Origin of the sequence: Pseudoalteromonas sp. HM-SA03 (genome assembly GCF_002289345.1) — a bacterium.
Lineage (GTDB): Bacteria > Pseudomonadota > Gammaproteobacteria > Enterobacterales > Alteromonadaceae > Pseudoalteromonas.
In genome coordinates this window covers 1-26,705 of the sequence record NZ_NSDG01000029.1, presented here as the reverse complement: position 1 = coordinate 26,705, position 26,705 = coordinate 1, and the positions used below count along the sequence as shown (strand labels likewise).

Genomic DNA, 26,705 nt, shown 5'->3' with positions numbered 1-26,705 from the left:
CTCCTTGTGCTTAAAAAGTATCCGAAGCTTTTTGCACTCACCTCGATGAGTGATTGCAGTAAGCTTTTTAAATAAAGATTGAAATATTAGCGTTGTCAAAAAACTTCATTCTTTCAAAAATCCAAATAAAAACCAAACCTTTGTTTTTAATGAATTTAATTAATTCTCTTTCACTCAACAGCACTTGAAAAATTTTCAAAATAACTTGCTTAATTACTTGATTCGATTTACTGTATAAAAAAACAGTGACTAGGGGAATAACCATGGCCGTTATCATCAAATATGTTGTTGAAAGAAATGGAGTCGAGCGTATGACTTTCACGTCTAAAAAAGAAGCTGATGCTTATGATAAGATGCTAGATGTAGCTGAAGCATTGGAGGACATGCTAACAAAAGTTGACGTGCCGCTGAGTGAACAACAAGTTGAATCCCTAGCGCTTGAAATTGCAAAACAAAAAGATGACTTTGTGTCTGTGTTAAAAGGTGGCAAAGTAGCACCTAAGGCCAATACCAAAAACAAATCTGAAAACGAAAAAGCGTCAGATTCAGATAAAGTGACCAAAATTAAGCAAGCCTAAGTGATAATAGCCACTTACCTCAGTAAGTGGTTCAGGCTGAAAATAATAAAAAACCGCAAATTCTGCGGTTTTTTATTTACTTTTATATCGCGTGGTATTATTTGATTACACTTGCCACTGCATCAGCAAAGTAGTCAATATTGTCTTTGCTTACACCTGCCACGTTAACACGGCTAGAGCCTACCACATAGATAGCATATTCAGTGCGTAGTCTGTCAATTTGCTCTTTATTAATACCTAAGAAAGAGAACATACCGTGTTGACGGTCGATGAACGTGAAGTCTTGCTCAACACCTTTTGCAGCTAGGCTTTCTTTGATCAACGTACGTAGACCATTAATGCGGCCACGCATTTCGTCAAGTTCATCGTACCACATTTGCGTAAGTTCAGTACTGCTTAGAATGGTATTTACAATATCAGCACCGTGTGCTGGTGGCATTGAATAGATACTACGAACAACGCTAAGTAATACTGAGTTTGAAACATCAGCAGTTGCACTGTCTTTTGCAATGATTGAACACGCACCGATACGCTCGCGGTATAAACCAAAGTTTTTAGAGCAAGATGAACAGATGATCATTTCATCAACTGTATCCGCAACCGTTCTAAGGCCTTGTGCATCTTCTTCAAGGCTGGTACCAAAACCTTGGTATGCAATATCAATTAATGGCGTAAAGCCTTGCTCTTTCGCAAGTTCAGCAACCACTTTCCATTGCGCTTGATTTAAGTCCATACCACTTGGGTTATGACAACATGCATGAAGTAGTACTACATCACCTTTAGGTACTTGCTTCAGCGCATTGATCATCTCATCAAACAACAACCCTTTGTTTTCATAGTCGTAGTAAGGATACTCTTTAACTGTTAGACCAGCTGCTTCAAATAGGCTGATGTGGTTTGCCCAAGTTGGAGTCGTAACCCAAACAGTTGCATTGGTGTTGCAACGTTTAATAAATTCGGCAGCAACACGTAATGCGCCAGTACCACCAGGTGCTTGCGCCGTACGTACACGGTTTGCCAATAATGTACTATGCTCTCCAAGTAACAGTGTTTCCATCTTTTGACAGAAGTCTAAGTTACCAGCCAAACCAATATAAGATTTTGTCGTTTCGTTTTCTAAACGAAACGCTTCCGCTTTTTTAACCGCTCTAAGTACCGGCGTGTTTCCCTGCTCGTCCTTATAAACACCTACACCAAGGTCAATTTTGTTTGGGTTAGTGTCCTGTTTATAAGCGGCCATCAGGCCTAAAATAGGATCTGTTGGAAGTGGTTTTAGCTCTGAGAACATGGCTTATCTCTTTTATTTTAATTAATGCAAACTCGAGCGGCTGACGCCCGATTCCAGTAGACTTGATGGTAACATAGAGACTTGCATCTCAGTTACCATATTTATCTAGAATTTTATTCATTTTTGTAAACTTGGCAGCACCACAAAGGCGTCAAGTTTACAGCCGGACATTCCGATAATTATTTGGGTAAATATTCAGGGATTCTCGTACATGCTGCTGCAAGCAATGCTAAAATTTCTTCGTTGAAAAATGATTCAGAAAACGCTTCTGCATCAATAATTCCAATACAATTTTGGGCATCATCGAATAATGGCAAACAGGTTTCTGCTTTCACTTTAGGATCGCAAGTGTAGTACTCCCCACCACTGGCGACATAATGAGGAATGTCATTAATCACTCGAGCTTTAGCACTCAATACCGTTTGGATATTATTTGACGTAGCGGCAAAAGCCTCCGTTATCGGGAATAGCGGTCTACTCGGCGCACCAGAGTAAGCTAGTTTGAGAAGTTGTTTCCCTTCATTTGTCGCTCTTACTTGGTATATGCCAAACCAATCAACAGCTGTAAATTCAACTACCGCTGATACTATTGTTTGCAGCTTGGTAAGCGATTGTTCATTAGCTGAGTTATTTTCAACATGGTCACTCAAGAAAAAAGGAGCTTCCTGAAGGTGACCAAACAAGCTACAAGCACCTCCTTCTCCAAGCTCAGGGATCTGATATGACCACACAGCAGGACTTGAGTTTTTCTCAATATAAGCATCTAGTTTTTCTAATTGCAGTAAAAGCAACTCGCGGGGGATAGATAACCCACTCAATGAAATATAATCTGACATTTTAGCCATCTAAACATCTAAAGTTGATGCAACTTTACCATGCTCTTTATACCTTGCCAACACTAAAAAGCAGGTAGATAGAGCAACACGAGCAAATAGTAAACCTAGAACAGAAGTGCAATACACTTGATTGGAATTTAGACCGATTTAGAGGTGAGTGAATAAACCATTTCTACTTCATTTCCAGCGTTGTTGTAGCTAACACTTTGGGCAATTTCGTTAAGTAAGCTAACACCTCGACCATGGCTATACTCTTGCTGTGCTTTGTTACGTTCAACTGATTCAAAACCATTACCTGAATCACAAATGTTAAAGTATAGTTTTAGCTCTTCAGGACTGTAGCGCACTGAAATAATAATGAGCGCTTCTTTTAGTTCCTTCAAAACCCCCTCTCGCAGACTATAGAACTCAAAAAAGCCATCTTCTTTATTTTTAATCTCAGAATTTAGCCCCAGCACACCGTGATCTAAAGAATTATTGTAGGCCTCGGAGAGTAGTAAAAATATGTTAGAGCGATGCGCCGAAATACCGTCAACCTCACTAAGCAAATCCACCAGCTCAAGTACCGGATCTGTGGTTCTCATCTGCTTGGCATCTAAAGATAACGAAATATTAAACGGCAAACTTGAATAATGGTTAGGCGCAGAAACAATTGAATCGCTAGCAACGCAATTAATAATCGCGATACTTAAGTCATCTTGTTGCTCTGTATTACCAGAAAACTCGCGAACTTCAGAGATAATTTGATCCGTGGAAATATGTTGTCTACTCGCCAGCAAGCGCTTTAGCCGTCGTTCGCCATACATTTCCCCTCGCTCGGACTCAGATTCGATGATACCGTCTGTCGCCATTACGAGGCGTTGGTCGGGGCTAACTTCGAAATGCAGCAGATTACGTTCAAACTCATCGACTTCTAAAATGCCAAGCGCCATATGCTGGCTCTCTATGGTTTTAATAAGGCTGCCATTTTGGTCAATCAGATATAAATCTGGCAAACCGCCAAGCCAAGCAGAAATACTTTTTCCTGAGCAGCTCAATTCAATGATTGCTGCTGCGCAAAACATGTGACCAGGCAATAACTCATTAAGAGCGGTATTGAGCTCAACGGCTATATCACTAACCGCCATCCCCTTTTGAACCATAGTGTAGAAAATGCGCGATGCGGGAAGCGCGCCGACTGCAGCTGCTAAACCATGGCCAGTAAAATCCCCCAGTAAACAATAAAAGCCACCCATTGGGCTCTTGGCCATTAAAAACATATCGCCATTAAACATTGACGCAGGTGACAAGTGGTATTCACAAATCTCAGGATATTCAGATTGTTGTGCAAGCGCATTACTAAAAATATGCTCAACAATCTCGTGCTCTCGCTCTATTTGGTTATAGTGATATTCTAGTTGTCGACGTTGCTCATTGCTTTGTTGGCTGAGCCTACGTGTCCTCGCATGCGCTTTGATTTTGGCCGATAAAATGACTTTATCAAACGGCTTATGAATAAAGTCATCGCCTCCTACAGCGAGACACTTTTCAAAGCTGCTTTGATCTTCAAGTGCAGTGATAAAGATGATGGGAAGATACACATCGCCCGCATATTGCTTTATTTTAGGGGCAGTCTCAAAGCCATCCATCACGGGCATGACAACGTCTAGCAGCACGATGTCGATGTCCTGACTTGCGAGAATTTTTAATGCGTCACGACCATTATGCGCACAAAAAACGGTATAAAATTGTTGCTCAAGCATTGCCTTGAGCAGCTTACAGTTTAATACCTGATCGTCGACTACCAAGATGTTCATGAGAGGCTTATCTATTATGATCAGTCAATATCAAACTTCTTATCAAAACGAGAGATCTGGAGAATTTTCTTAAGTTGTGGACGACAATTACTAATTTGAATGCTAGAAACTGAGCTTCCCAGTGTTTTTTTCATATTTAACAGCATACCTAAGGCGGAGCTATCCATATAGTCGGTTTCACGCAGGTCAACAACAACCTTTTCGGTTTGCTCATTCACCTCCGCATACGCCTGACGAAAAGATTGCACCAAATTAAAGTCAAACTTGCCCCTAATTTGAATGGTTAATGTCTTACCGTCAGCAGAAGCATTTTTACTCAAGCTCATCATTAAGCTCCTAAATTATTTTGATTTGTTTCCCCTCACCAACTTAAATATAACGCTTAAAAACTATTTAGCAAAAATAAAAAACATCTAATCGGCTTTTTGCTATGATCTCTGCAAAGAACCCGCAAGAGGACCAGAATCAATGTCAGAATCAAGACTTGTGTACTCCACAGATATAGGCCGTATTGACACCAAAGAGTCAAAACAAAAAGTTCCAGGGAAAGTTTTTAAAGACGGCGCCGTACGTATTGAAAGACAAACTAAAGGGCGCAAAGGCAAAGGCGTTATGCTTGTTGTTGGCATCGATAGTGAACAGCATGATCTAAAGAAGTTGGCAAAAACGCTTAAATCTAAAATGGGTCAAGGTGGTGCTGTTAAAGAAGGCGTTATTGAAATTCAAGGCGATGATAGAGAAAAACTTAAGCAATTATTAGAAGGCCAAGGCTTCACAGTGAAAATCGCAGGCGGTTAGGCGCTTATTATTTTCAGCCCCAAGCGCTGGGGCTGAGCTGCTATACCGCTGGGGCAAATCTCAAAATCTCGGCTTCACTTAGCGGCGGGCTGTAGTAATAACCTTGTACAATATAGCAATTATTTTTCGCTAAGAACGTCATCTGAGCCTCAGTTTCCACCCCTTCAGCAATAACCTGCAAATTTAGTTTTTGCGCCATCGCAATGATAGCAGCGGTGATTTCCATATCATTCGGATCTTCAGGGATATCCTTTACAAAGGAGCGGTCGATTTTAAGTATGTCTACAGGGAAACGCTTAATATAACTTAAAGAAGAATAGCCTGTACCAAAGTCATCAATAGACAGTGAAACGCCAAGCGCTTTGATATCTCTAAGTTGTATGATTGCTGCTTCCACGTCCCCCATCAGCATACTCTCGGTCAGTTCGAGGTGTAGTAGAGTCGGCTCCATCTCAGTTCTGTCAATAATATCTGACAGCATGCTGATCAATTGTGCATCTTTAAACTGCCTCGCAGAAAGGTTGATGGATATGTTGGCAATCTTGCCCGCAGCTTTTAAACGACGAGAAAAATAGCACGCTTCTTCTAACACCCATGCACCAAGCTCTACGATTAGGCCTGTTGCTTCAGCAATTGGAATAAACTTGCTTGGTGGAATGCTTCCCTCACTCGGGTGGAACCAACGAATAAGCGCTTCATAGCCTACAACCTCACCACTTTCACTGTTCACTTGTGGCTGATAGTGCAAGGTAAATTGTTGCGCTTTAATTGCTATACGCAGCTCGTTTTCTATATGTAGGCGCTCGTTTGCAGCTTCGTCTAAATCTTGGCTATAGAAATGATAAGTGTTCCGCCCTTTTGCTTTGGCCTGATACATTGCCAAATCAGCATGTTTAAGCAGCTGCTCTTCTTCTTTACTGTCAAATGGAGCCATGGTGATACCAATACTTGCACTGACTATCACTTCGTTATTCCCCAGTTTTATTGGTTCTGCCAGTGTCTTTTGAATGATATTGGCAACTTCCATGGCATTTTCTCGCTCATTGATGCCACTCAGTAACACCGCAAACTCATCCCCACCCAATCTGGCAATGGTATCTTCTGCACGGAGCCGCTTTTTCAATCTCGTCGCGACTTCAAGCAATAAGCGGTCACCCGCGTCATGTCCCAAAGTATCATTGATACGCTTAAACTCATCTAAGTCAAAGTAAAATAGAGCAAAGGCGTAATGGCCACGTTCGGCAAGCGCCATGGATTTACGTAACTGCATCCTGAAAAACGTTCGGTTGGCAAGGCCAGTTAAGGTATCAAAGTAAGCCAATTCTTCCATTTTACGCTGGCTTTCTTTTACAAACGAAATATCTTGGGCTGAGGCGACATAACTTGAAATTGCTCCACCTTCTTCACGGATCGGTGACACACTTAAACTGACCCATATAGGCGCCTCCCTGTTACCCGCCAACATAGTATCCCCGCGCCAATGATTGCGGCTGCGCAAGTCAATATCGATATCATCAATTAGAATTGCCATGTCTTTTGAAATAATACTCAAAAGCGGAGAGCCAATAAAATGCTGCTCATCATAGCCCGTCATTTCCTGCATTTTTGGATTGACGTACTCAATTTGAAAGTGCTCATTGGTCAATACAACGCCCGTACCAGAAAAAGCCACAGCTTTTGACAAACGGTTTGCCGCCTTTTCAGCAATTTCTTTTTCTGTAATACGTTGATTTAGGCCATTTACAAGCTGTTTTATCTCAACACTCATATCATTAAATGAGGCGTTCAATTGACCTATTTCATCATCGGTATGCGGCAAGGTTGGCGTATCCCACTGCCCACGACCAAATCCCTTCACCGCTTTAACGAGCGCATTGATGCGTTTGAGTACTAATTGATATAGAACCTGATGCAGTAATATTGCGACAAAAATGGCATACAGAATAAACAAACCAAAGAACTTAACTTTAAGCTCTTCAATGGCCGAGATAGCCGACGCCCGCTTCTTGTAGATCCCAATGTACCAATCTAAATTGGCAATATGGGTCACGTGCATAATATGCCAGTTGTCTTTATACCTAAATTCATCTTGGATATTTGGTAGCTTAGTAATAAGTGCAGTTTGTACTATTTTACTCAAGTCTTCAGGTAGCTTGTTGTGGTCCAATAGCTGCCCAGTCGCAGCAGTGGTTTTAAACAGGCTGGGAGCTGCCAATAATCGACCCTGTTTATCAAAAACGATGAAGCCTTGCTGATGGTCAGATTTAGGTAGTTTTTCGAGTAAGGTGGTCAACTCTATGTCGCTACCCGTTAACCCAAGGTATTTGTCATGTAAGTATAAAGGCACCAAAATACTGACCACCCACTTGTTCCAAACCCTATCAAAATATACGCCTGACCAAACTGCTTCCCTCGTTGGGTTTTGTTCAGCATGTAACACGGGCAAGTTATGAAGTTGATTATTTACCAACCTTGGATCTTTCGCTAATAAGGCATTAGGAGGCGCAACACGAACAAAGCCGTCTTTTGTAGATAAGTAAAAATTAAAGAAATCTTGTAAAAGTGGAGGCGCAAGAATGTTCCAGAGCAATTCAGATTCAGAAAATAGCTTTTGCACTGACTGCAATTTTAAATTGCCAGTATACATAGCTGCAGAGAGGCCATTTTTAGCTGTACTCGCTAAGTTTTCGCCACGCACGTCAACGCTCGCTTGTGCGCCAGATAAATCTTGTACGCCATAAAGTAAATGTTTGGAGACCACTGAGTTGGCTTGTTCGGCCAAGTTGGCTTTAAGATCGAGGTAGTTTGAGAACTGATTGTTCACCTGCGCACTAAAACGCTTGAGCTCATCATACTCTTCATAGATCAACTGCTTTTCTTCAGATTTTAGCATCAATGCCGCAGCAAAAACGCCCGCGATCAAACACACGGCCGAAATCAACATCGACAGCTTTACACTTAAAGAGCTTGCACCATATCTTGATGGGGGACGACGATTGCCCACAAGTTAACCTATTCTTTTATTTACAGTGGTGGTGTTGCCTGAATATACCAGAATATTTTTCGACTCGCCAATAAGTTACGTTTGATTAACGTACTTAACTCTCTGAGATTGGGCACTTATCTATCAAATAACTTAGGTTTTTGCCCTTACGTCCAAAGTAGTACTTGTTTTCTCGTTTAGTTCTATGCTAATAATGTATTCAGTTTCAAAGTAAGGTTTGAATAAATGAATTTCATCACACGCAACAGCAACACATATTTCTTTTTTAGCTTCTTTAGGTGAAGAGGCTTGACTGTTCGCGAGTGAAAATGAATAGCTAAGCCTCCCAACTTCGGGAGGCTTTTTTTTTGGCTAAATGGGAGTGAGGACCTATGACACAAAATACATTAGATGCCCTTAGGCATGACATCAATGAGATAGATTCAGAATTACTGATTTTACTGGCAAAGCGACGTCGCATTAGTCATGGCGTGCTGGAATATAAGATTGCCAACAACAAACCTATCCGTGATGAAGCACGTGAGCAGGCACTGCTGGAGAAACTGATCCGATATGGTAAATCTCTGGGTCTTGATGCCTTTTATATAAACAGCGTTTTCCAAACTATCTTAGAAGACTCTGTATTAAACCAGCAAGCCATGCTGCAAAAGAACTTAAACCCCGATGCCGTAGGTGATACACACCGCGTTGCCTACTTGGGTGGACAAGGCTCTTATAGCCAGCTTGCTTGTCATAAATACTTCAGTCGTCGTCCCGGTAAGCTTGTGGAAATGGGTTGCCAAAGCTTTGAGCAAATCACCGAGCAGGTAGAGAAAGGTCAAGCGGACTTTGGTATCTTACCTATTGAAAATACCAGTTCCGGCAGTATCAACGAGGTCTTCGATTTATTGCAACATGCGCAAGTATCTATTGTGGGCGAAGTAACGCATACCGTAGAGCACTGCCTCCTAGCTTTGCCAGACACAGAGTTACAAGCGATCGACAAAATTTATGCGCACCCTCAACCTTTTGCGCAGTGCAGCCGTTTTATTCAAGGTCTGGGGGATATTCAGCATGAAACTTGCGACTCGACCTCTAGTGCCTTAAAACAAGCAGCAGAGCACCCAAACAGTGCCGCGATTGGCTCCGCACAAGCAGGTAAGAATATGGGTCTAGAAGTGGTGAAATCTAGCCTTGCGAATCAGACCGAAAACCATAGCCGCTTTATTGTGGTAGCAAGAAAAGCACTTCAAGTGTCTACTCAAATCCCAACCAAAACCAGTTTAATTATGGCCACCAAACAGCAAGTAGGCTCACTTGCTGACGCGCTGATGGTATTTAAACAGCACAATATCAATATGGTTAAGCTAGAGTCACGCCCAGTACCTGGTAACCCTTGGGAAGAAGTCTTTTATGTAGATTTGCTTGCCAATATTGCAGACTCACAAGTCCAAGTTGCACTTGAAGAATTAAAAGATCATACCCAGTTTGTACGTTTACTAGGCTGCTACCAAAGCGAATCGCTACAAGCTGTGGATGTATTGTAATCAACCATACTAAGTCACTCTCATTGAGAAAAATAAAAAGCCAGAGCGCAAATCGCATTCTGGCTTTTTTGGTTGAGATTTATTTAACTCAGGTTATTCAGGCTATTTGCCGCTAAGGCCTAGGAGTTCGATTTCTGAGATCTGTACTAGGCCATCGTTATTCGCATTTTTGCTAATATTTAGTCGATAACTGCTATAGGCAAAAGCATTGGAGAAAGTAAACGCTCTTCGTTGTAAGCGCTCATCCCAGCTTTCTCCCACCCAAACCGCAACTTCTGTCCACGTCTCACCGCCATCATTAGAACCCAGTAACTGGAAGTTTTCGGGGTCGCGTTCTGGTGCATCGTTGGCACTGGTGATAGCCAAACCACTCACAATCTGTGGCGCAGTAAAATCGGCTTGGATCCAAGATGGTGATTCCTCTGTTGGCGGGCCTTGCCACTCATTGTGATCTAGCCATTTTGTCTCGGTATCATTATCAAACGCCTTTTGTTCACTTTCTGCATCTCCAATACGATTACGCGCGGTGAAGCTTGTTCCAGCCAAGTCAGACAAATCTTCAAGTGCATACTGAGGTCCAGCGAGTTCAATTTCAGCTATTTGCACTAATCCATCATTATCCGCATTTTTACTGATAGACAAGCGATAATGTGAATAAGCCAAGCCATTAGCAAACGCGAAGGCACGACGTTCAAAACGCGATTCAAACGATTCCCCTACCCAAGTATTTAATACTTGCCACACTTCCCCATCGTGAGATGCTAAAAGTTGGAAGTTTTCAGGGTCACGCTCCGGTGCATCATTGGCGCTAGTAATGTACAAAGTATTTACCGCTTGCGCTTGTGGCAAGCTAACTTGAACCCAAGCTGGATTTTCAACAGTGGGAGGCCCCTGCCAGTCGTTGTGATCGAGCCATTTAGTCTCAACATTTTGATCAAATGCTTGTGCTGCGCCCTCTGAATCACTAATACTAAAACGCGCCGAGTAACTCGCACCTTGTACTTGTGCATGATCTAATCCAGAGATTTCTGGGCCAATTAATTCAATCTCAGCAAGCTGCATCAAGCCATCATTATTTTTGTTCTTGGTTATCTCAAGACGATAGCTTTGGTATGGCAATTGATTCGCTACCGCAAAGCTTTGACGCTCCCCTCGCGCTTCAAAAGACTCACCAATCCAATTACTCAATCGCTGCCATGTAACCCCGTTATCGTTAGAGCCAAACAAAGCAAAGTTTTCAGGATCTCGCTCTGGTGCATCATTGGCGCTCGTTATCGCAAGCTGATTAACCGCCACCGCCTCATTAAAATCTACTTGGATCCATGAAGGCGCTTCGACGGTAGGCGGGCCTTGCCAATCATTATGATCTAGCCACTTAGTGGTTGGGTCGTTATCAAATGCCTTATCTTGGTTTTCCCCCTCACCGATACTGTTGCTTGCCGTGACCGCAAACGTCTCTGTATCCGTATGGTCAACGCTCGGATAAACCGGCCCAACAAACTGAATTTCTCCAATTTGCAGTAAGCCATCGTTATTTTTGTTCTTTGTCACTGCAATTCGGTAGCTTGTATACTTTTGCGCATTGCCAAATACAAAGCCTTGACGTTCAAAGCGCGCTTCAAACGACGCCCCGACCACATTACCCAAATTAACCCAACTCGCGCCCTCATCGTTAGAAGCTAATAAAGAGAAGTTTTCAGGGTCTCGCTCTGGGGCATCATTAGCACTGGTAATGTAAACACCGCTAATTGCTTGTTGAGTAGGAAAATCCACCTGGATCCAAGACGGCGCTTCCTCAGTAGGTGACCCCTGCCAGTCATTGTGGTCAAGCCATTTAGTTTGTGGATCGCCATCAAATGCTTTGTCTGCGCTCTCGGCATCACCAATAGCATTTCTTGCTGTGATAGTGGCACCTGATGTCACGACTTGCTGCATCGGCCCCGTGGAGACCGGCTCATCAAATAATGGTAACGCTAAGTCCATAATACTATCGGCACTGAGGCCTAGCTGCGCAGTTAATGGGTGAGCTTGAAGCGCGTTGTAAATTGGCAATCGAAGCGCTTCAAGTGCAACTTCATCACCGCCAAGTGCGGCGCTAAGATTGCTAGCTGAGTCGCTTAAGACGCCTTGCAAAGAGCCTCGCTCGTCAAACTGTGCAAATGCAGCATTGAATAGCGAAAGCTTTTGCACACTTTCGGAAACATATGTCATCCCGCAACTTTGCTCACCAGAGTCAGAGGTTGTGCAAGTTTCTCCTAATTCAAAATTCGTTAATTGATCAGCGCTAACCACAGGTAACTCAAAAACATTGGTGTTCCCGGTTTGCCAGCCAAGGGCCCGAAGCAATAACGCAGACATCTCCACTTTTGCCAATGCCATTAATTCGGGAGTAGAGACATTACGCCCCTCAGCAATTTGCTGCTCTACTAGCATGGTTGCTAGTGTCGTCAAGGCATTGATTTGTAAAGTAGCATCAGCACTGCCATCGGCATTTGAACCAAACGGCACGGCGACATGACTCAAGGTAGCCAAAGTCACACCAGCAATGTAATCGCCACTTACCTGTTCCCCAATTCCTACTGAGCCACAGCGACTGGCGTCGCAGCGCATCTGCGAGCCTTCACTCGTTGTGGCGGTCACTTTAATGGTGGAATTAATGCCAAACCCGGCTTTACCCGTCAGCTCAATAAACAACTCCCCCGATTGACTGGTTGCCGAGTTCTCATCCATCATCATGCTAGAGCCATTGAGCGCCGTCACCGAAATGCGGGCTTGGCTCAACGCGCCTTTTATCACTGAACCTGATACTTCTGCCGTCGTCACAGCAGGGGTTACTGGCACTTCTTCAACTTTTGGGTCATCGCTCCCGCCGCCACATGCAGCCAATAAACTGCTAACGGCAATGAGCGGGATCGCATTTCTTATTTTATTTAACGTTTTCATATTTATCCCTTCTTACATATCAACCAACTTATGTGGCTAGGTTGATATAAACGCACCACGAGCAGGTGATAAGCCGTGATATTGTTTCTCGTTGTGCTGACACGACTTCACCCTGTTTGCATTACTTTATGGTTATCGCCAAAGTTAAAATCGATAGGTGATCCCGGCATAGTAGCGCTGCCCGGTGTAGCTGCTGCTGCGCAATCTCGCTTTAGAATCTTCACCATAAAAGGTTCTCGGTTCTTCTTTGGTTAGGTTGATCACAGACGCGGTTAGGATCAGGTTTTCCATCAAGTTATATGAAGCGTTCACATCAACTTGTTGGTATGGTTCCTGATATACAGTGAGCCCGTCTGCAAGCCCCAAAGCGGTTTCTCCTCGGCGGTTATATGATGCTCTGACACTAAAGGTGTCATTCTCGTAATAAGCGGAGAAGTTAAATTGATTATCGGCGCTGCCGACAAGTGCAGACTCACCGACCTTTTCACCGTCTACGCTAATGTCTGCCTGATTGGTATCGTTTAGGGTGTAGTTAACGTTGAGACCAAAGCCATTATCGAATGCATGTTGTGCAAACAGCTCTATTCCCCGAGAAGTTGCGTTTGTACCATTGGCGGTGGTGGTAAACGGCGTGACGGTAATATCACCCGGCGGCACAATTTCAACACCAGTAAAAGGGTTATTAAAGCCCTCAAACGGCCTTACTGAGGTAATAATCAAGGGCACGATAAAGTTATCTACGTCTTTGTTGAATACTGCAATGCCAACCGCAGATCCTTCGCCATAATAATACTCCGCAGATAAATCCATCTGTACCGATTCAAATGGTTTTAGGGCCTTGTTACCACCTGAACCACGCCACCCTGGCTCCACTGGGTTACCTCTAAACTCGCGCCTGTCGTCTGCCCACTCTTGAGAGATAAAGGTCAGCTGCTCAGGTGCCCCCATGTCGTTAAACGGAGCTCGAGACATTGTTTTGGCGATAGCACCACGTATGACAAGATTGTCGCTGGCATCCCAGACAATATTGAAACTAGGTAAAAATTGCGAGTCGGTTACGGTACGCACGGTGGTAGTTTCAACGTCAATAACACGTTCATCACCTAAGATATCCTCTTCGGTGACATCATCAATGTCATCTAAAAAGTAGTTAATTTTATCCGACGACATAATCTGCGTTTCAGTCTCGACATAGCGTACCCCGATGTTTCCTCTAAAATTTCCAAAAGAAAAATCGGCTTGTAGATAGGCGGCCATGATTTCTTCTTCTATGTCGAATACAAAGTCAGGCTCACGGCGCGTGTGCTTAACATATTCACTGGTCACGATTTCGCGGTATCGATCCCAATTGATCGTGGGCATCGCATTCACTTCAAAACCGCCTGGGATATTTTGTTCAGACGTTGCATTCAAAATATCCTCCAGTTTTGGCATACCACCAATCCACTGATAAGACACCTCATCAATGGCACCTTGACTGAAGGGATCTAGCTCGCCACTGGCAATTCTGTCAGCCCCATCTTGAGTAATGAAGAAGGTGTTGTTGGTTTCGCGATGCAGTGTCGCTTTACGATATTTAGCACCGACACGCAGCGTATCAACGATGCCGTACCCGACGCGATAATCAAGGTCTAACTGGGCATAGTCCTCTTCTAAGTTACTGACGACAAAGCTTGAACCTGTCGAACCCGGATCGGGATCGCCGGCAATACCAGCCTGAAGGTTAGACAGCAAAGCGGGATCGGCGTACAGCGACACTCTGTCACCTAATCGCCACCCTGCAAATGAAGCGGCGTTTTCAACCTGCCCAGAATCGCTGCGACTCGCAGGTTGGCCGCTTTTATACGCCGCACTCCAAGATTCTGAAGGGCCACCGCTGGCTTCAGTGTGACCAAATTTACCGCGCAAGTCATATAAGTCACCGGCATATTCAAAGGCGAAGTCGTAGGTATCCGAGGTATCTTTTTCTACCGTATAACTACCAATGATCCAAGGAAACTCAAGATTCCCTTCAGTGCCACCAGCGCCACTGGTAAAGTCCATACCAGTCACAATCGTACCGGTTTCGTCTAGAGTAATACCGGTAAGATAATCTGGGTTGTACTTCCATTCTGGGATCCACATTTGTGACGTGGTGCGATTTTGCCCAAGCTCAAAATGAAAATGATTGAATGTTAAAGATAAATCATCTATTGGACGCCATTGAATGGTGGCTTGTAACCCCTGACGTTCACGTTTTTCTTTGGTTACCCCAACACCTGCAACTTGCGGTGCCCAAACACCATCATAAACGTTGCCATAAGCATCTTCTAACGCTGCAAATCGACGTGTACTATCGGCAATCACATTGCCCGCCGTGTCTGCCGCTGGCAGATCTGAACTCGTTGCCCAGCGCCAACCACCACCGCCCGACATATCACCGCCTAAAGAGCGGTTGGTGCGGTCTTGTTTGGTATAACCAACTAGCAAGCCAAAGGTTTCTTCTTCGTTCTTCCAAGAATAAACGCCGCTAAAATTAGGCTCGTACTCTTCAGTCACATCAGCGTAAGTATATTCAACATTCAACGCCCCAGAATTTGCCTCCATATCCAGCGGTTTGCGGCTATGAAGAATAACCGTGCCGCCGACCCCACCTTCATCTAAACGCGCCTCAGAAGACTTAAACACCTCAACCGATTGCACCATGGTAGAAGGCAACAAAGAGTAACTAAAAGAGCGCGACGGCGAGCCCGGAGAAGACGCGATAAAATTGCCGTTTAACTGCGTAAAAGTGAGATCAGATGAAAGACCACGAATACTAACGTTTTCCCCTTCCCCGCCACTACGAGAAATCACTACACCGGGTACGCGTTGTAGTGAATCCGCCACATTTTTATCGGGAAACTTGCCTATATCTTCTGCAGTTATGGCATCCACAATCGCGTTTGATAAACGCTTAATCGCCAAGTTTTCGGCCATAGATGCGCGGATCCCGCGCACCTCAATCGTTTCGATTTCCTGCACTTCCTCTTTTTCGGTTTCTTCAGCCATTGCCCAGTTAGTAGCTGATAACATAGCGAGGACCAGTGCAGACTTGCTAAATTGCCGTGACCTTCCTGTCACATGGCGTCTGTTATTATTATTGGCCATTCCTATCTCCAAGTTTTTTATAATTTGTAAAGCCACGACGTCCCTTGCTGCTCCATGACGCATGACTTTGTGACGACCCTTTTTTGTTTCCCTATAGGGGTTAATGGTTTGTGAAACACTCGTTCAGAATAGGAGCGCTCTACAAAAAGTGATAATAGAATTTCGGTTTGCACTAAGACAAAATCGGCGTTTAGGTCAAAAAAAGATCCAATTTCAATTTCCTTGGTTTATAGTCTGATTAACATAAAAACTCATTATTAGTTTCTATATTAGGCAATTTAAAAACGTTCCAAACATGTGTAACCAAATGTTTTTATTGAACTAATTAAATATTCAAAACTAAGAATTTTAAACTTTAAAATTATTCAACTTCAAGAGTGAAATATGAATTCGGCAAACTATTCAGGTAAAAACTTGGAAATATGCCTCAGCAGCGATAATCTTCATTTGTTGCAGCGAAATGCACAAATTGCTTTTGCATCTGGGGCCACAAGGATAGAACTCTGTGGTGTACTGAGTTGCGGTGGCTTGATGCCAAACCCAACGGCGATAGCGGCAGTTGCCCAGTATTTACCAAGCTTTGGCGAATGTATTGTGATGTTACGCCGAGCACCGCATTTTTTTATTGATGACACCATGGTATATCAGTTACAAAAAGGGATAGATGGCATTGCTTGCGCGGGTGCAACCGGTATTGCGCTTGGTTTTATCGACGGCAATCAGGAAATAGCGGCTGACCATTGCAAAGCACTCATTGCCACGGCAAAATCCTTAGGCCTTTCTGTCACCTTTCATCGCGCCTTTGACGCCGCTGCAAACTGGCAGCAGGCAGCCGAGACGCTGCTAGAGTTAGGCGTTGAGCGGGTCTTAAGCGCCGGCAATACATGGCAAAGTGGTAAAGGCGCAGCGTTTGGTACCAGTCAGCTCATTGCCTTACTGAAAAAACTCAATGCTGAAATCGAAGTTGTGATCGGTGGAGGGGTCAACACGAAAAACGCAGCGGATCTTTGGCTTTTAAGTGAATTTGGTCCACTCTCTCTACATACTCACTCTGGCGTGCATCATGGCGATGAAGTTTGCCCAAGGCTAGTTAATGCAATACTCACCGGATCAGAAAAGGCAATACAATGACAGCATCAAAGCTATTTTTAGGGATTGATGGTGGCGGTACGAAATGTAAAGTCCGCCTCGAGGATCAACATGGACAGCTCCTTGCCGAGGCCACCAGCGGCCCTGCAAACATAGCAACATCAATACATCAGGCCCAAGAGTCAATGTTGAGCGCAACAATGACAGCGCTGACAAACGCAAAAATCCCCCACCACGACATTGCTAACATCAGTGCTTTTGCAGGACTTGCCGGCGCGAATGTCACGACGGCTTGTGAGGCGATGCAGCAATGGCGTTCCCCTTTTGCCCGTTTTCAATTTTCAACCGATGCACACATAGCTTGCCTTGGTGCGCATCAACACGAAGATGGCGGTGTAATCATTCTTGGCACCGGATTTTGCGCGGGTCTGGTGACGCATGGACAATTTAGGGAGTTCGGCGGCCACGGATTATTACTCAGTGATGGTGCAAGTGGCGGTTGGATCGGTTTGAGTTTAGTGAAGCATGCCATCGAGGTGCTTGATACTCTGTCCCCTAGCAGTCTGATGATTGAGTCGTTTTTGGCTGCCATGAATTGCCACAGTACCGAACAGCTAGTCAAACTCACGCTAAACGCCACTCCCCAGTATTTTGCCCAGTTTGCTCAACATGTTTTTGCTACGCCAAACGATCCCTATGCCGAGCAGATCTTAAGTAGCGCGGCACGGTTTATTGAGCGTTATGTCCGTCATTTGCAGAACTTAGGGGCACAGAAAGTCGCGCTAGTTGGAGGCATTGCCACGCCCATTCGTCCATGGTTAGCTGCCGAGTACGCAGATACGCTGGTGACACCGGCACTACCACCAGAAGTCGCAGCGTTAACGCTCGCTCGACGTTAACTCCTTACGTAATTGCGACGGGATTTCACCAAATAAACGACGAAACTGCTTGCTAAAATAACTTGGCTCTGAGAAACCACACTGATAAGCAACTTGTGATACAGGTAAGCGTGTTTCGACCAATAATTTGCGGGCATTTTCCAATCTCACTTCGTTGATAAATTGATTGGGAGTTTTGGCTAAATGCTTCTTAAATCTGCGCTCCAGTGCACTTACCGACAGGTGAGCAAGTTCCGCCAATTCTTCGATACAAATATGACGATGGTAATGTGCCCGAATAAATTCAACGGGCGCTTCAATGGCTCTTACGTGAGACAACGCCTTTGACGTTTTCGCTAGATGTCGCGTAACACCATAAGTGCCCATAATCGCATTTTCGCCGTCAAGTAACACTTTTTTTGACGTGGAAAACCATGCCAATTCCCCATTTGCGGTTTGGTTGAGTTCTAATCTATCCGTTACGATAAAGCCTTCCATCACTCGTTTATCATCGTTAACGTATTGGAATGCCAAGTGTTGCGGTGAAAAATCAAAATCGGTTTTCAGTAAGATTTGATCTAGGGTTTTGTAGCCCTGATGTTCAACAAAGTGTTGGTTCGCATGAACTATTCTACTTTTTGTGTCTTTGACCCAAAAGAGGATGTCTGGGATCAGATCAAATGCTGCAATCAATTGATTTACGCCAGCTTTATTCAATATTGTTTGCTCTTCCATTGCCCTATTTACCGCCCTTTTATAATTATAATAATTTATTTTAAACGCCGATTTTGTTGCATTGTCAACCGAATTTTTATTATCACTTTGGCGCCTCTGTTACCTATTATCAATAACATCAGATTAACTTACCTCGATAACTCGATGGAGCTAAACGATGGATAATAACAAAATCCGCATGGCCATGATCGGTGGTGGAGAAGGTGCTTTTATAGGTGCAGTGCACCGCATAGCCGCGCGTTTAGATGGTCAAATTGAACTTGTTGCAGGCGCATTTAGCGCCGATCCAAACAAAAGCCTAGCAATGGGCCAGCAACTCGGGCTTAACCCAACACGTTGCTATGCCAGCTACCAAGCACTCTTACAACAAGAGGCGGAACTACCAGAGTCGGAGCGCATCCACTTTGTTGCCATCGTGACCCCAAACCATTTGCATTTTCCGATTGCCACAGCCGCGATCGAACACGGCTTTCACGTCTTGAGTGACAAGCCAGCAACGCTCAATTTATCTGAGGCCCTGCGTCTACAAACACAGCTTCAGAAGAGCAATTGCTTGTACGGATTAACACACACCTATACCGGCTACCCAATGGTGAAAGAAGCACGCCACCGCATCGCAAACGGCGAACTTGGCAAAATACGCAAAGTCGTCGTTGAATATAGTCAAGGATGGCTTGCAAGTGCTGATGATGAAAACAGTAAGCAAGCCAGCTGGCGACTAGATGCAAGCAAGTCTGGCGTGAGTTGTTGTATGGGCGATATCGGTGTACATGCAGCGAACCTTGCCGAATATGTGAGTGGCTTGGAAATAGAAGCGCTTTGTGCGGATTTAAACACGGTTGTGTCCGGCCGACAACTCGACGATGACGGCACAGTGTTACTGCGCTTTGGCAACGGGGCAAAGGGCGTGTTGATGGCAAGCCAAATAGCACTAGGCGAAGAAAATAATCTCACCTTAAAAATCTATGGTGACAAAGCCAGTATCGAATGGTCGCAAATGGAGCCTAATAGTTTGTGGTTGCGCGAGGTAAATGCTCCAGCTCAGTTGATCCGCACAGGAGTGGGCTCACTTAGCCAAACAACCATTAGCGCAACTCGTGTGCCAGCAGGTCACCCTGAGGGATATCTGGAAGCATTTGCAAATATCTACCTTAACTTCGCCAGCCTTATTCGTGCGCATCAGCTACAACCCGATGTGCAGCACGAAGAATTTGACGTGCCAAGTATTAACGCTGCAGTCCGTGGCATGGCATTTATTGAAAACGCGGTCGCAGCTAGTGCAAAAGACACTAAGTGGCACCCCTTTACCATTGGATAAAATAAGAATGAAGCAAATTAAAGGACCCGCTATTTTTCTCGCGCAGTTTGTCTCGGACGAGGTGCCATTTAACAATTTTAATAGTATTTGCCAGTGGGCAAGTAGCCTAGGTTATAAAGGTATTCAGCTACCAAGTTGGGAACAACGACTGTTTGATCTGCAAAAAGCCGCTGAAAGCCAAGATTATTGCGACGAGATCACTGGTATTGCTGCAGAGCATGGCCTTACTATTTCAGAGCTATCAACCCATTTGCAGGGTCAATTAGTGGCGGTGCATCCAGCTTATGACCAAATGTTTGACGGCTTTGCACCAGCAAAAGTGCATGGCTCTCCTCAGGCTCGAATGGAGTGGGCAACAGAGCAACTAATGCTAGCAGCCAGTGCCAGCGCTAAGCTTGGGCTAACCAGTCACGCAAGCTTTTCTGGCGCCTTGCTCTGGCATACCTTTTACCCTTGGCCACAACGTCCAAATGGCTTGGTGGAACAAGGGTTTGAGGAGCTCGCAAAACGCTGGTTGCCTATTTTAAACCGCTTTGACGAGGTTGGCGTGGATGTCTGCTATGAGCTTCACCCGGGTGAAGATCTACACGATGGCGTGACTTTTGAACGCTTTTTAGCGGCGACGAATAATCACCCGCGAGCCAATATTCTTTACGATCCAAGTCACTTTGTCTTACAGCAATTGGACTACTTGGCATTTATCGACATCTATCATGAACGTATCAAAGCGTTCCATGTAAAAGATGCCGAATTTATCCCCAATGGCCGCTGCGGTGTTTACGGCGGATACCAAGGATGGCAACAACGGCCAGGACGGTTTCGTTCATTAGGTGACGGACAGGTCGACTTTAAGAAAATATTTAGTAAGTTAACACAGTACGGTTTTGATGGTTGGGCTGTATTGGAATGGGAATGCTGTATTAAGCACCCTGAAGATGGGGCCAAAGAAGGTGCCGAATTTATCAAACAGCACTTGATCAGACCAACCGAAAAAGCCTTCGATGATTTTGCAGGAAGTAGCACCGATACCGAACGCAATAATCAAATCCTCGGCATAAAATAAACAGGACTACGACCATGAATAATAATAATCATAATCGGACCGTGTTTCAGCTCTGTTGCCTTGCACTGGTCGTCACATCGATGACGTTCGCTATTCGCGCAGGTATTTTGGGGCAATTAGGTGAGCAGTTTGGACTCTCAGATACAGAACTTGGTTGGGTTAACGCCATGGCATTTCTGGGCTTTCCCGTCGCGACCATGTTAGGTGGTGCAATCTACAACGCCATTGGCGCTAAAAAGTTGGTTGCCCTCGCCTTTATTTGCCACTTTGCAGGGTTGGTTTTAACCATTACCGCTGACGGCTTTTGGTTACTGCTGATCTCGACGTTTTTAATCGGCTTTGCGAATGGTTCAGTCGAAGCTGGCTGTAACCCACTGATTGCCGAAATGTATCCGAAAAACACCACGACCATGCTCAACCGGTTTCATGTCTGGTTTCCAGGCGGCATTGTGATTGGTGCACTGGCATCGAATGCCATGACTGCATCGGGCTTTAATTGGCAATGGCAAGTTGCTTTGATATTAATTCCAACGCTGATTTACGGTGCGATGATGATCAAGTCACAGTTTCCTGAATTTGACCGCACTGATCATTCCACCACCAGCAATCTCAAGCACCTATTTTCTCCGCTCTACCTATTTTTAATTTGCTGTATGACCTTAACAGCAACAACCGAACTTGGTACACAACAGTGGATTGAACGCATACTGGGAGCGTCAGGTGCCTCTCCTATGATGATCCTAGCGCTGATCACAGGCTTGATGGCATTAGGTCGCTTCTTTGCCGGCCCAATAGTCCACCGTTTTAATCCAACAGGCGTGTTACTCGGCTCTGCAGTATTGGCAACCGCGGGGATTTTCATGATGAGCCAAGCACAAGGATCAGCAATCTACTTGGCTGCAATATTATTTGCCTTGGGTGTCACTTATTTTTGGCCAACCATGCTGGGCTGTGTTGCTGAATACACCCCAAAAACAGGCGCACTTGGTATGTCTTTAATGGGCGGTGCGGGGATGTTCGCTGTCAGCATGTGGAATCCAGTAATTGGTAGTTGGATTGATTCGGCGCGACTCGAAGCCCAAGCAGCAAACTTAACCGCGCAGCAATCAGAACTAGTTGCAGGTCAAGCGGTGCTTGAAAATATTCTGTTATTCCCGGCCATTCTCATTGCCGCTTTTATCGGCCTTTACCTTTATATCAATAAAAATAAACGCGTTGAGAAATACGCGTAATACTCTTTGTATTAAGTAGCAACAAGTAAAAAGTGAACAGACGAGGTTCCAATATGCTCAACTCTATAAAAATACTAACGCTGGCATTGGCTGTTAGTTGTGCGGCTTGCGCTAGTACAACTGACAACCAATTGAGCCCGCAAGAACAACAAGCCGGATGGCAACTGCTTTTCGATGGCAAAGATATGTCGCAATGGCGCAACTTTAAAAGTGACGGCCTAAGTAGCCAGTGGCAAGTTAAGGACGGCGCGATGACACTTACCCAAGGTGGTGGCGGCGATATTCTGACCAAAAAACAGTATCAGAATTTTGAGCTCCAGCTCGATTGGAAGATTTCTAAAAAAGGCAACAGTGGGATCTTTGTATTGGCGGATGAAAAAGGTGGAGCTATATACTCCCACGCCCCAGAAATCCAAATTCTAGATAACAAAGAACACCCAGACAATAAAATAGACTCTCACCTTGCAGGTTCTATTTATGACCTGTTCGCTGCGCCAAGTACGGCACATAAACCTGCCGAAGCTTGGAACCAAGTTCGCATTAAGCTACAAGATAGTCACCTACAAGTTTGGCAAAATGGTGTAAGCACGACGAGTATCGTGATTGGCAGCACCACTTGGAATGCTTTGGTTAAGAATAGTAAGTTTGCAACATGGCAAGGGTTTGCTGAAGGCAAAAAAGGCCACATCGGCTTGCAAGATCACGGCGACAAAGTCTGGTTTAAAAACATTAAGATCAAGGAGCTGTAACCATGGCAACATTTGATCATAAAGTATTGGTCGTTGGCTCAGGTGCCGGTGGCGCAATGGCCGCTTATACACTCACTAAGCTAGGCCACAAAGTTTTATTGCTAGAAGCTGGCAGAAATTACGACCCAAAAACAGAAAGCCCGATGTTCCGTCGCAATAGCGAAGCCCCACTCATGGGCGCTGGTAATAAGGATAAGAACTTTGGTTTTTACGACGCGACGATTGATGGCGGTTGGCAAGTGCCAGATGAACCATACACACGCGCAGAAAACACCGATTTTTATTGGTGGCGTGCACGTATGCTCGGTGGCCGCACCAACCACTGGGGTCGCTACTCGCTACGTTTTAGTGAGCACGACTTTAAGGGCAAAAGCCGTGATGGACATGGCGCTGATTGGCCGTTTGAATATCAAGACATTGCGCCTTGGTATGACAAAACAGAAGAAATAGTCGGGATCTGCGGTACCAATACCGGCTTGGATGACATGCCCCCTTCTGCGCCTGGCGTGTTACAGCCACCACCGACGCCAAGAGTACCCGAATTATTGGTTGCAGCTGCCGCGAAAAAAATGGGGATCCCTGCGGTTCCTATGCACAGAGCTGTGCTGACTCGTAATAAAGACGACCGCTTAGCGTGTTTTTACGCCACACCTTGTGGCCACGGTTGCTCGATTGGTGCGGCATTCCAAACCACAACTTCGCTTATTCCGATGGCCAAAGCGACAGGAAACCTTGAAGTGATCACCGATGCCATGGTGAAGTCAGTGGCGGTGAATGAAGATGGCAAAGTAACTGGTGTGACTTACGTCGATAAAAAGTCTGCACAAGAACATGCAGTCAATGCTGATGTGGTGATTTTGGCGGCCAGCGCCTGTGAATCTGCCCGTATTTTGCTTAATTCTAAACATGCAAAACATCCCAAGGGACTTGCAAACTCAAGTGGTCAGGTAGGTCGCAATCTAATGGACTCTACAGGTGCTTGGCTTGGTGCACAAATCCCTGCGTTAAAAGGCCGCCCGCGTTATAACGAAGACGGCCATACCGGTAACCACCTTTTTATTCCTTGGTGGGGACACAAAGCCCATGAGAAAGGTGAGCTTAATTTCCCGCGCGGCTATCACTTTGAAATTAGCAGCGGCTTTAATCAACCGGGCTCTGGCGTGTCTGGCAATAAACAAGGTTATGGCCCCAAATTAAAGCAGCAAGTGCGTGACGCTTATGGCTCCTATGTTGGATTTGCACTGCGTGGAGAAATGTTACCGAACAAAAATTCTTACATGGAAATTGACGAAAACGTCAAAGATAAATGGGGGATCCCGGTTGCTAAGTTCCATTTCAAATGGTCTGACAGAGAGCTCAAGCAAATCGAGCATGGTCTCAAAACCGCGAAACAGATCCTTGAGAACATGGGTGCCAAAGTCGGCGAGCTACCGCCTGCGGAAAAAGCCATTTCAAAAGGCGGTGAGATCATTCATGAGGTCGGCACGACGAGAATGGGCAGCTCAGCAAAAGAATCGGTAACGAATCAGTGGGGCCAAACATGGGACTGTGACAATCTATTTGTGATGGATGCCGGCGTCTTTGCGTCTAACCCCCATAAAAATTGCACCTTAACCATTATGACCTTAGCGATGCGAAACTCCACCTGGTTGGCAGCACAAATTGATAAAGGAGCGCTGTGATGAATACACCTGTCCGCGTTGATTCTTATAAATATATTTCAGGCATGACACGTCGCGAGTCATTAAAGTGGTTAGGCTTGCTTGCTGCTGGATCTGCGGTGACACTCACCGCTGGTTGCAGTAAGGCCATTGAAGGTGAAACGGCTGCAGCTGGGCACTGGCCAGATATTGAAATAAAGCCAGTTAGCGCTCAAGGGTATGGCACCGATCCAAACATGATCATGCCGCCAGAGTCACCTTGGCCGCTCACCCTCACCGAAGCGCAGCTCACGTTAGTTGCGGTACTAGCTGATTTTATTGTGCCAAAGGAAGGAAATCATCCATCGGCTTCTGAAGTACAAGTACCGAGTGTGATCGATGAGTGGGTAAGCGCACCGTATCACGGACAACAAAAAGACAGAGTGACAATACTCCATGCGCTTGCTTGGATTGACGATGAGTCGACTTTGCGCTTTAAAAAGCCATTTATACAACTTAGCGCAACGCAGCAAAGTAAGATTATGGATGATATTGCTTATTTTAATGCACAAACACCAGAGCAATTTCAGCGTATAGGTAAAGCATTCTTGCGCTTTAAAGATCTCGTTCTCGGCGCTTACTTCTGCACACCTGAGGGCTGTCAAGACATAGGTTATCTGGGCAATATGCCAATTGCAGGTGATTATCCAGGGCCTACTGCCGAAGCCAAGGCGCATCTAGATGGCGTACTCGCAGAGCTTGGGCTAAGCCAGTATGCGTACCGCGACTAACCCTTGAGTCATTTTGTTATGGCTAATCCCAAGCGAAGCAGAGTTAGACTCTGCTTTTTTTAGTTTTAGGAAGAAATGATGTTTAAAAAAATCGTATTGTTTAAACAAGTAGTACTGTTCATTGCTTTAATTTTTATCTCGCCACTGAATGCACAGCCTTCCCTTCAACCTTTCCCCGTTAGCGTTCAACTGTGGTCGGTAAAAGATGAGTTGGCAAGAGACTTTGATGGCACTTTGCAAGCACTCGCCAACATGGGATTTGATGGCGTTGAATTTGCTGGAAACTTTGGCAGCTATGCTGATAACCCAAGCAAATTAAAACAAAGACTAGCAGAGCTCGGCCTTGTGGCGAGCAGCGCACACATCGGCTTTGACGCATTAGCCGAAGAAAAACTAGCGAGCACCCTACTTTTTTACAAAACCTTAGGCATATCCATGCTCTTTATTCCTTGGGATGAAAGAGCATGGGATAAAAACCGAGTACAAGCTTTTGTAAAGCAACTCAACAAAGTGCACCAAATTGCCAAACGCTACGATATGAAGATCGGATTTCATAATCATGAAAAGGAATTTAACCCATATGCTAATAGCACCTTTTGGGATTATATCGCCACCAACACCCCAAGCGATTTCCCACTGCAGCTCGATGTCGGCTGGGTGAATTACGCAGGTAAATCACCCAGCGATTATGTTAAGCGATATACAGGAAGAACCTTATCGACACATATTAAAATACGTACTCATCAAGAAGATGACAAAAGCCCAATCATTGGCGAAAACCACTACCCTTGGAAAGCGCTCATCCAAACCATGCGGCAACACGGCGGTACGCAGTGGCTGGTAATCGAACAAGAAGAATACCCAAGTGGCCTAACACCACTAGAAAGCGTCGCCCGCTCAAAAGCGAATTTAGATAAGATACTGAGTGAGTAACAAGCGGGAATATGTTTATCTGAAATAGTTAATTGTCACTGTCAGGTTTGATCGCGGAGCCCGATCGAACTTGACAGTTGTAATGATGCGAAAGTGGAAAATGAAAATATTAAGGTAGGGGAAAAGATGGTGCTATAACGCGAAGATACACTACGCTTTGGGCCCGATTTGTGGGGCGAATGTTTGAAGCACTTGTTAAGCATTTTCCTTCGTGTTGCGTCATTATAAATCGCTGACTATAAATCGCTTAAATCGCTGATGCGTAAATCGCTGACACCCACCACTAACTTGCACCTTCCTAAGATCCAGCCTAAGCTTTAATTCTGCACTCAAAGGATTGAGGAAACCAAACGATGGCTACAGCCCGTAAAAAACAAAT

Annotated in this window: 20 protein-coding genes; 12 read left to right on the top strand and 8 right to left on the bottom strand. The window is 44.9% G+C overall.

Features of this window, described 5'->3' with window-relative positions:
* The first annotated feature begins 263 nt into the window (after nucleotides 1-263).
* Nucleotides 264-578 carry a YebG family protein gene (locus CKO50_RS05865; RefSeq protein ID WP_095727410.1) on the top strand — a complete coding sequence of 105 codons (315 nt, stop codon included), beginning with the start codon at nucleotides 264-266 and terminating at the stop codon, nucleotides 576-578.
* A 97-nt stretch (nucleotides 579-675) separates the two neighbouring features.
* Here the strand turns inward: CKO50_RS05865 and CKO50_RS05860 are convergent, their stop codons facing one another.
* The 4 genes from CKO50_RS05860 to CKO50_RS05845 all read right to left on the bottom strand — a co-directional run bounded on the left by CKO50_RS05860 (nucleotide 676) and on the right by CKO50_RS05845 (nucleotide 4,824).
* Complete coding sequence (locus tag CKO50_RS05860; RefSeq protein ID WP_095727409.1) at nucleotides 676-1,866, bottom strand: amino acid aminotransferase; 1,191 nt, start codon at nucleotides 1,864-1,866, stop codon at nucleotides 676-678.
* A 179-nt stretch (nucleotides 1,867-2,045) separates the two neighbouring features.
* Entirely contained in the window at nucleotides 2,046-2,711 is a 666-nt protein-coding gene (locus tag CKO50_RS05855; RefSeq protein ID WP_095727408.1) for a GAF domain-containing protein, read from the bottom strand.
* 128 nt (nucleotides 2,712-2,839) lie between these two features.
* Nucleotides 2,840-4,498 carry a fused response regulator/phosphatase gene (locus CKO50_RS05850; RefSeq protein WP_095727407.1) on the bottom strand — a complete coding sequence of 553 codons (1,659 nt, stop codon included), beginning with the start codon at nucleotides 4,496-4,498 and terminating at the stop codon, nucleotides 2,840-2,842.
* A gap of 20 nt (nucleotides 4,499-4,518) precedes the next feature.
* Nucleotides 4,519-4,824, bottom strand: a complete 306-nt coding sequence (locus CKO50_RS05845) for an STAS domain-containing protein (RefSeq protein ID WP_095727406.1) — start codon at nucleotides 4,822-4,824, stop codon at nucleotides 4,519-4,521.
* A 142-nt stretch (nucleotides 4,825-4,966) separates the two neighbouring features.
* Between CKO50_RS05845 and CKO50_RS05840 the strand changes: the two genes are divergently transcribed.
* Nucleotides 4,967-5,296, top strand: coding sequence for a stress response translation initiation inhibitor YciH (locus tag CKO50_RS05840; protein WP_095727405.1), 330 nt, complete (start codon nucleotides 4,967-4,969; stop codon nucleotides 5,294-5,296).
* Nucleotides 5,297-5,336: 40 nt separating this feature from the next.
* Here CKO50_RS05840 and CKO50_RS05835 read toward each other — a convergent pair whose 3' ends face one another.
* Nucleotides 5,337-8,300 carry an EAL domain-containing protein gene (locus tag CKO50_RS05835; RefSeq protein WP_095727404.1) on the bottom strand — a complete coding sequence of 988 codons (2,964 nt, stop codon included), beginning with the start codon at nucleotides 8,298-8,300 and terminating at the stop codon, nucleotides 5,337-5,339.
* Between the two features lie 371 nt (nucleotides 8,301-8,671).
* On the opposite strand from CKO50_RS05835, the gene pheA reads away from it, so the two are divergent.
* Nucleotides 8,672-9,826: a prephenate dehydratase gene (gene pheA / locus CKO50_RS05830; protein WP_095727403.1), complete on the top strand. Its 1,155-nt coding sequence runs from the start codon at nucleotides 8,672-8,674 to the stop codon at nucleotides 9,824-9,826.
* Between the two features lie 102 nt (nucleotides 9,827-9,928).
* On the opposite strand, the gene CKO50_RS05825 is transcribed toward pheA, so the two are convergent.
* Both CKO50_RS05825 and CKO50_RS05820 read right to left on the bottom strand, forming a co-directional pair.
* Complete coding sequence (locus CKO50_RS05825; RefSeq protein ID WP_095727402.1) at nucleotides 9,929-12,769, bottom strand: discoidin domain-containing protein; 2,841 nt, start codon at nucleotides 12,767-12,769, stop codon at nucleotides 9,929-9,931.
* Between the two features lie 144 nt (nucleotides 12,770-12,913).
* The gene (locus CKO50_RS05820) at nucleotides 12,914-15,898 is read right to left on the bottom strand and encodes a TonB-dependent receptor (RefSeq protein ID WP_095727401.1); all 2,985 of its coding nucleotides are present in this window, start codon (nucleotides 15,896-15,898) and stop codon (nucleotides 12,914-12,916) included.
* 384 nt (nucleotides 15,899-16,282) lie between these two features.
* Here CKO50_RS05820 and CKO50_RS05815 point away from each other — a divergent pair, with 384 nt between their 5' ends.
* Together CKO50_RS05815 and CKO50_RS05810 are read left to right on the top strand one after the other, a co-directional pair.
* A complete protein-coding gene (locus CKO50_RS05815) occupies nucleotides 16,283-17,029 on the top strand; it encodes a copper homeostasis protein CutC (protein ID WP_095727400.1) in 747 nt (248 codons plus the stop codon).
* The gene (locus CKO50_RS05810) at nucleotides 17,026-17,886 is read left to right on the top strand and encodes a BadF/BadG/BcrA/BcrD ATPase family protein (protein ID WP_095727399.1); all 861 of its coding nucleotides are present in this window, start codon (nucleotides 17,026-17,028) and stop codon (nucleotides 17,884-17,886) included. Before CKO50_RS05815 ends, CKO50_RS05810 begins: the two co-directional genes overlap by 4 nt.
* Here CKO50_RS05810 and CKO50_RS05805 read toward each other — a convergent pair.
* Nucleotides 17,866-18,600, bottom strand: a complete 735-nt coding sequence (locus tag CKO50_RS05805) for an AraC family transcriptional regulator (protein WP_010606702.1) — start codon at nucleotides 18,598-18,600, stop codon at nucleotides 17,866-17,868. The two genes, CKO50_RS05810 and CKO50_RS05805, sit on opposite strands and share 21 nt — an antisense overlap.
* A gap of 157 nt (nucleotides 18,601-18,757) precedes the next feature.
* On the opposite strand from CKO50_RS05805, the gene CKO50_RS05800 reads away from it, so the two are divergent.
* The 7 genes from CKO50_RS05800 to CKO50_RS05770 all read left to right on the top strand — a co-directional run bounded on the left by CKO50_RS05800 (nucleotide 18,758) and on the right by CKO50_RS05770 (nucleotide 26,326).
* Complete coding sequence (locus CKO50_RS05800; protein ID WP_095727398.1) at nucleotides 18,758-19,918, top strand: Gfo/Idh/MocA family protein; 1,161 nt, start codon at nucleotides 18,758-18,760, stop codon at nucleotides 19,916-19,918.
* Between the two features lie 7 nt (nucleotides 19,919-19,925).
* On the top strand, nucleotides 19,926-20,981 hold the full coding sequence (locus CKO50_RS05795; RefSeq protein ID WP_095727397.1) for a sugar phosphate isomerase/epimerase: 1,056 nt from the start codon (nucleotides 19,926-19,928) through the stop codon (nucleotides 20,979-20,981).
* 14 nt (nucleotides 20,982-20,995) lie between these two features.
* On the top strand, nucleotides 20,996-22,213 hold the full coding sequence (locus CKO50_RS05790; RefSeq protein WP_010371078.1) for a sugar MFS transporter: 1,218 nt from the start codon (nucleotides 20,996-20,998) through the stop codon (nucleotides 22,211-22,213).
* A 53-nt stretch (nucleotides 22,214-22,266) separates the two neighbouring features.
* Nucleotides 22,267-22,962: a DUF1080 domain-containing protein gene (locus CKO50_RS05785; RefSeq protein ID WP_095727396.1), complete on the top strand. Its 696-nt coding sequence runs from the start codon at nucleotides 22,267-22,269 to the stop codon at nucleotides 22,960-22,962.
* 2 nt (nucleotides 22,963-22,964) lie between these two features.
* A complete protein-coding gene (locus CKO50_RS05780; RefSeq protein WP_010606697.1) occupies nucleotides 22,965-24,644 on the top strand; it encodes a GMC family oxidoreductase in 1,680 nt (559 codons plus the stop codon).
* Entirely contained in the window at nucleotides 24,644-25,393 is a 750-nt protein-coding gene (locus tag CKO50_RS05775) for a gluconate 2-dehydrogenase subunit 3 family protein (protein ID WP_010606696.1), read from the top strand. Before CKO50_RS05780 ends, CKO50_RS05775 begins: the two co-directional genes overlap by 1 nt.
* A gap of 75 nt (nucleotides 25,394-25,468) precedes the next feature.
* A complete protein-coding gene (locus CKO50_RS05770) occupies nucleotides 25,469-26,326 on the top strand; it encodes a sugar phosphate isomerase/epimerase (protein ID WP_095727395.1) in 858 nt (285 codons plus the stop codon).
* The last annotated feature ends 379 nt before the right edge of the window (nucleotides 26,327-26,705 follow it).